This window comes from Acidovorax delafieldii 2AN, from assembly GCF_000175235.1.
GTDB classification, from domain to species: Bacteria; Pseudomonadota; Gammaproteobacteria; order Burkholderiales; family Burkholderiaceae_C; genus Acidovorax; species Acidovorax delafieldii_B.
Map to the genome: position 1 here is coordinate 1 of NZ_ACQT01000585.1, position 822 is coordinate 822.

The following is an 822-nucleotide window of genomic DNA, read 5'->3' on the forward strand; positions in this document are numbered from 1 at the left end:
CCGCCCGCGCGCAGCAGCAGCGGTCCCGCCTCCACCCCCACGTCCGGGTGGGCAAAACTGCCGCGCACGTACAGCGGGGTGCGCAGCGAAAAGAACTTCCATTGCAGCGACTGCGGCTTGATGTGCAGGTCGAGCTGCTCGCGCGCCAGGTCGATGGTGCCTGTGGTCTCCACCACGGCTTCGCTGGTGCTGAGCCGCGCTGTGCGCGGAGACGCCACGCCGTTGTGCACTTCCATGTCGGCCACGGCGCAGCGCAGCTGCACCTCGCGGTCATCGCCGAACAGCTTGGCCACGACCACGCTGCCCACGTTGAGCGCGGCCAGGTTCAGCAGCTCGCGGCTGAGCGTGCCATCGCGCACGTACAGCCGTGCCTGTCCCGTGCTGGTGCCCAGCCACTTCGCCACCGAGTTGCCGGCGCCACGCAGGGCCAGGGCGCCGTCGAGGTGGCCCAGGCTCTTGTCCACCAGTTCCACTTTCGGAAACAGGGCCGAGAGCCTGAGCCCGCGCACCCGGGCGTCGGCCTGCACCGCCAGCGGGGTAGGGCGGCTGTCCATCACCACGGTGGTCTCGATCTGACCATGTGCCACGCCAAAGCGCAGCGGCGCAAGGCGCAGCACGGCGTCGCTCATCACGGCGTGCACGCTGAGGTTTTCGAGCGGCAGGCTCTCGGGGCGCAGCACGCGTTCGCCAGCGAACTGGATGTCCATGTCCATGGCGCTCCAGCGCTCGGTGGCAAAGGCCTTGTCGGGAAGCATCTTGCCCGAGCGCTTGCCGGCGCTCACCTCTGCCGGCGTGGCGCCCACCACCGGCCCCAGGTCGGCC

General features: G+C 70.1%; 1 protein-coding gene. It reads right to left on the bottom strand.

Annotation, left to right across the window (positions count from 1 at the left end; translation table 11 throughout):
* The coding region (locus tag ACDELDRAFT_RS23205) for an AsmA family protein (protein ID WP_005801769.1) at positions 1 to 822 on the bottom strand (822 nt) is incomplete at both ends.